A 6,000-nucleotide genomic window follows, 5' to 3' on the forward strand; every position below is an offset into this window, starting at 1 on the left:
CAGCGCTTATTCACTCAAGCTGAAGTAAGGGCAAGTTTTACTGTCTCTTTTGCCCCTTTTTTCCGCAAAAGTTCGGAGAAATGGTTCACTTTAGCAACGAATGCCGGTTCAGCAGGCAAATCGTCGCCAAAGACCTGTTTTAAAGAGAGCAGCGCGGCAACACGAGCTTCGCCTTCTGGCGTTTCGGCCACGCGCTGAGCCAGCTGTTCGCTCATCGGATCGCGAATTTCAACAGGTTCGCCCTGTTCATTCACACCGCTGACATAACGCATCCAGCCCGCCACGCCTAACGCCAGCAGATCATAGCTTCCGCCGTGCAACAGGTGCCAGCGAATGCTGTCCAGCCAGCGCTGAGGCAGTTTTTGCGTCCCGTCGTTGGCGATCTGCGCTGTGCGATGTTTAATCGCCAGGTTTTCATAACGGGCGATTAGCGAATGGGCATAGGCCGCCAGGTCTACGCCGGTTGTATGCAGAGTGGGCGCCTGTTCATCAAGCATCAATTGCAGCGCAGCCTGACGAAACGAGGGGTCGGCCATACAGTCGCTGATATGCTCGTAGCCTGCCAGATTGCCCAGATAGGCCAGAAATGAGTGGCTGCCGTTCAGCATGCGTAACTTCATCTCTTCAAAGGGCAGCACGTTGCTGACCAGTTCTGCGCCCGCTTTTTCCCATTGCGGACGACCACTGACGAAGTTGTCCTCAATTACCCATTGCAGAAACGGCTCACACACTACGCTGACCGGATCGTCACAGCCCAGTTTTTCCCGCATGACGGCATGCGTATCAGCAGTCATTGCTGGCACAATGCGGTCTACCATGGTGGAAGGGAAGGTGATGTTGGCAGAGATCCACTGCGCCAGTTCGCTACTCTGTTTCTCCGCCAGGCCAAGTACCACATTGCGGGTAACCTGACCGTTTTCCGGCATGTTGTCGCAGGACATCACGCTGAAAGGTGCTAACTGGTTTTCACGACGGCGGAGAATAGCCGCAAGAATAATACCGGGCAGAGAGTGGGGCGCTTCGGGGTGGGCAATATCATGCACAATTGACGGGTGCGAGAGGTCCAGCTTGCCGCTGGAAGGTTCATAGCAGTAGCCCTTTTCCGTAACGGTCATCGAGACGATAGCCACATCGGGTTGCGCCAGCGCTTCAATTACGGCCTCAATACCATCTGATTTGCCATGCAGAGCCTGCTTTACTACGCCAATGACCCGCAGCGTCATTTCGTTGTCAGCCATTTCCGCCACGGTGTAAAAGCCATTCTGCTCTTTCAGCGCCTGAATCAGTTCGCCGCTGTTAAGGTTAACTTCGCAATAGCCCCAGTCGCTGCCCTGTTCGCTGGCCAGCCTGTCAGTGCAGACGGCCTGATGGGCGCGATGAAAAGCGCCAAAACCGATATGTACCATACGGACCCGTAGCGCCTCACGATCGTAATCTGGCAGCACGACATCCGGGGAAAGATGGTCAAGTGAAAGCATGAAATGTCCTTTCTTTTGTGGCGAGCGCCTGAGCGCCCGCCGCTATGTCACACTGAAACTACTTTATTTGGTGCTTTTGGGCTTTTGATAACAAAGAATACCAGCAGCGCGCCGACCGCAGCCACGCAGCCTGCCAGAACAAAGGCGCTGTCAAATTTACCCGTATGATGAACGATATAACCGGTGACGATAGGGCCTACGATGCCGGAGAGACTACCAATAAGATGGATGAATCCGCTGATCCCACCCACGCGGCTTTTATGCACCACATCCTGAATAATCGCCCAGTAGATTGCTCCGGTGATATAGAGGAAGAAGATCGAGACAGACATCAGGATCACGGCCGGATAAACCCCTTTCACCGAACCAGCCAGCGCAACGCAGATGGCGGCGGCAAAGAGCGAGACTACCAGCACAATTTTACGTGAGAGCAGCAGTCTACCGGTGATATTAAAGATTTTATCGGAGATCCAGCCGCCCAGCGCCAGGCCAATGAAGCCGACAATCCACGGGATCATGGTGGTTATACTCATCGATTTGATATCGAGGTTGTGCGCCTGCACCAGGTAAGCCGGGAACCAGCTCAGGAAGAAGAACAGAATGTAGTTGTAGCAGAAGAAGGCAAAAGCGGTGACCAGAATAATTGGCTGACGCAGATAATAACCCAGTCCGTGAGCGGCCTGAGCAAGCTCTTCATCCGGGCTGGTCTGCTCTTCTTTCAGTTTCGCGACCAGTGCGCGCTCTTCTTCACTGACACGGCGGCTTTTCAGCGGGTTATCGGCAGCGATAAGGAACCAGATCACCATCCAGACGATGCCCACGGAACAGATGATCACAAACGCCGGACGCCAGCCAAAAGCCAGGGCCAGGTAACCGATAATCGGACCAGCTACCGCGCCACCAAGAGGTGAACCGGCACTGAGGAACCCCATCGCCGTGGCGGCCTGTTTCTTGGGGAACCAGCCGTTAATGGCTTTGTTGGCAGAGGCGCAAATCGGCCCTTCAGCCATACCAAAGAGTACGCGCAGGATCAGCATGGACCAGAAGCCGGTGGCGACTGCGGTCAGACCGCAAAACAGCGACCACATGCCCACGGCAATGCCCATCACCAGCGTCGGACCAAATTTATCCGTCGCCAGGCCGCCAATAAAGTTGAAAATAGCATAGCCAAAGAAAAAGCTGCCAAAGATCAGGCCAAACTGCTCGGCGTTCAGCATCAGATCTTTTTCAATCATCGGCACGGTGAGTGACAGGGCGACACGATCGAGGTAGTTGATCATGTAGACCATGAACAGCAGAAGTACGATAGTCCAACGTAGGTTTTTGAACATTGTAATTCCTTGATTATCTTTATAATAAGTAGGATAACTCTTGCCGGTTTCCTTCCAGCAAGCCCCAGGTTATTCCACGGCTAAGATGACTTTACAACAGCTTCGTGGATCTTTTTCGAACAGCGTCATCGCCTGCTCGATCTCACTGAGAGGCAGATAGTGGGTAACCAGCTTCTCAGGTTGGATAAGGCCCTGCTCCATCCAGCCGATTACTTCAGGGAAGCGGTGGCTGTTAAGGCGGGAGGTAAACAACGACAGTTCTTTACTGGTCAGGCTTTGTTGCGTCAGCGTACAGGCCTCGCCAGAAAAGCCCAGCAGGCCGATGCGTCCGGCAGGGGAAGCCAGAGCCGCAGCTTCAGAGAGGATAGAAGGATGACAGGCGGCATCAATAATCAGCGTAGGCTGTTCACCTTCCAGTTGGTCAGCCAGCGGAATATTACTGTTATTCAGCACCACATCAGCACCGTTTGCCTGCGCCATCTTCAGACGCTCCGGCAGGCGGTCAGCGACAATAACTTTGCGAACGTTATAGACGCCTTTCAGCACCTGGATCGCGGTTAAGCCCATTGGACCTGCGCCGTAAATCAGCGCTACGTCGTTGGGCTGCGGCTTAAGAAAGGCGGTGATATTGGCTGCAATAGTAAAGGGCTCGACCAGGCTTGCCAGCTTGTCCGGAATGCTTTCAGGCAGACAATAAGCATTTGCCGCCGGGGCTACCGCGTATTGGCTGAATCCGCCATCGCGATGAACGCCGATAACCTGCAGTTCGCTGCAGACATTGGGGCGGCCGATGGAGCAGGGGTAGCAATGACCGCAGCTGACTACGGGATCAACCGCTACGCGCTCACCCACACGGGAAGCGTCCACGCCTTCACCTACAGCATCAATTCGGCCAAAGAATTCGTGACCGATCACCCGGGGATAACGGGCAAAAGGGTTATGACCGTGCCAGATGTGGACGTCCGATCCGCAGATGCTGGCGTACTGAACTTTGACCCTGACTTCGCCCGCAGCTGGGGTGAGCGCCGGGCGTTCCTGCACCTGAAGCTCACCCGGACGCTCAATAACTACACTTTTCATATTCTTCTCCTCACCAGTTCCACAACGTGCCATCTTCCAGACGGGCAACCGGCAGATAGGCTGGTTCATAGGGATATTTCGCGGCCAGCTTCTCGTCGAATTCGATGCCCAGGCCCGGCTTATCGCCCGGATGCATATAGCCATTGTCGAAGGTCCAGTTGTGCTGGAAGACTTCCATCATCTGCTCGGAATAGCCCATATATTCCTGCACGCCGAAGTTCGGCACCCACAGGTCAAAGTGCAGGGCGGCAGCCATGCAGACCGGAGAGAGATCGGAAGGGCCATGAGAGCCGGTGCGGACCTGGTAAAGCGAAGCGAAATCAGCAATACGGCGCATGCCGGTGATACCGCCTGCATGGGTGATGGTGGTACGGATATAGTCAATAAGCTGCTCTTCTATCAGCTGCTTACAATCCCAGATACTGTTGAAAACTTCCCCTACTGCGATTGGCGTAACGGTGTGCTGACGGATCAGACGGAAGCTTTCCTGATTTTCGGCAGGGGTAGGATCTTCCATCCAGAACAGACGAGAATCTTCAACGCTTTTGCCGAAGCGGGCCGCTTCGATAGGAGTCAGACGGTGATGCATGTCGTGCAGCAGATGCTCTTCAAAGCCAAATTTATCACGGATGGCTTCAAATAATTTCGGCGTAAAGTCGAGGTATTTTTCGGTTGACCAAAGCTGCTCCTCCGGCCAGTCGCCTTTGGTCGCAGGCTCGTAGGCCAGACCTTTACCTTTCGCCATACCGTAAGTGGTTTTCATGCCCGGAACACCGCACTGCGCGCGAATAGCCTTAAAGCCCATCTCTTTATGTCGGGCGTAGTCGTCCATGACCTCATCGATGCTATGTCCGGTGGTATGGCAGTAAACCATTACGCCAGTACGGGAAGCGCCACCGAGCAGCTGGTAAAGGGGCATATTGGCGGCTTTACCTTTGATGTCCCACAGCGCCTGGTCCACGGCGGAAATAGCCGACATAGTGACCGGACCGCGACGCCAGTAAGCGCCTTTGTAGAAAAATTGCCAGATGTCTTCGATTTGATGGGCATTGCGGCCGATCAGCTGTGGGCAGACGTGATCTTTGAGGTAGGACGCTACCGGCAATTCACGGCCATTCAGCGTGGCATCACCAATACCGGTCAGGCCTTCATCAGTAGTAATTTTAACCGTAACAAAGTTTCTGCCGGGGCAGGTTACGAAGACTTCAGCTTTAACAATTTTCATCCTGGTGGGTCCTTATCAACAAGCAATGGTGAAAAAATACGCGTCGGCGTACTACCATACAAGTTGATTTGGCTGAATGTTCGACCGGGATCACATTTAGCTGATTGGTTATGACGATGTTAATTAAATGGGGTTGTAGTGAGGCCAGCGCTTAAAACTAAACCAGGTTCGGTGCAAAGGCGTCACCACGGAGCACATTATCCGGGACGTCGTAGTGCGAAATGTTAACTTTGATATGTTGCGCGGCATTAGCGCAAACCTGGCTGCCGCATCCCTGCGGCAGACACCCGGCTAATGCACTCCGGGGTGCCACCCGTTAAATTCAGTGCTGTTGGTAGATTTTGGCGTTCAAACAGGTCAAAACCGGGTCGGTGCAAAGGCGTCACCCCAGAGTGCCTTATCCGAGACGTCGTGAATCCATCCCTGGAGACTTGACTGCCGCATCCCTGTGGCAGACACTCGGCTAATGCACTCCGGGGTGCCACCCGTTCAGTTCAGTGTTGCTGGTTGGCCTGGCGTTCACACAGGTCAAAACCGGGTCGGTGCAAAGGTGTCACCCCAGAGTGCCTTATCCGAGACGTCGTGAATCCATCCCTGGAGACTTGACTGCCGCATCCCTGCGGCAGACACTCGGCTAATGCACTCTGGGGCGCCACCCAACGAATTCGGTGTTGTTGGTGAGTTTGACGTTCACACAGGTCAAAACCAGATTTGATGCTGGATTTGGATTTGGATTTGGATTTGGAAGTTGGTTTTGATTTTCTATAACAGGCAACACCAATGCTGTGGGGAAGGGAGAGGGGGCTGATAAGCAAAAGCTAAGCGGCATGGACGCCGCTTCGCAGCCCCCACGGATGGGTTCACGGCGTTTTTGTGTTCAGCCCCC

4 protein-coding genes are annotated in these 6,000 nt (G+C 54.0%); all 4 read right to left on the bottom strand.

Annotated features, from left to right (window positions below; genetic code table 11):
• Nucleotides 1-14: 14 nt before the first annotated feature.
• The 4 genes from SD961_RS13975 to manD all read right to left on the bottom strand — a co-directional run bounded on the left by SD961_RS13975 (nucleotide 15) and on the right by manD (nucleotide 5,114).
• Nucleotides 15-1,478, bottom strand: coding sequence for a mannitol dehydrogenase family protein (locus SD961_RS13975; protein ID WP_318790948.1), 1,464 nt, complete (start codon nucleotides 1,476-1,478; stop codon nucleotides 15-17).
• Between the two features lie 47 nt (nucleotides 1,479-1,525).
• Entirely contained in the window at nucleotides 1,526-2,809 is a 1,284-nt protein-coding gene (locus tag SD961_RS13980) for an MFS transporter (RefSeq protein WP_318790949.1), read from the bottom strand.
• A gap of 69 nt (nucleotides 2,810-2,878) precedes the next feature.
• Nucleotides 2,879-3,889: a Zn-dependent oxidoreductase gene (locus SD961_RS13985; RefSeq protein ID WP_318790950.1), complete on the bottom strand. Its 1,011-nt coding sequence runs from the start codon at nucleotides 3,887-3,889 to the stop codon at nucleotides 2,879-2,881.
• Nucleotides 3,890-3,899: 10 nt separating this feature from the next.
• The gene (gene manD / locus SD961_RS13990) at nucleotides 3,900-5,114 is read right to left on the bottom strand and encodes a D-mannonate dehydratase ManD (protein WP_318790951.1); all 1,215 of its coding nucleotides are present in this window, start codon (nucleotides 5,112-5,114) and stop codon (nucleotides 3,900-3,902) included.
• Nucleotides 5,115-6,000: the final 886 nt, after the last annotated feature.

The sequence above is a fragment of the Erwinia sp. MMLR14_017 genome (assembly GCF_033657285.1).
GTDB lineage: Bacteria > Pseudomonadota > Gammaproteobacteria > Enterobacterales > Enterobacteriaceae > Erwinia.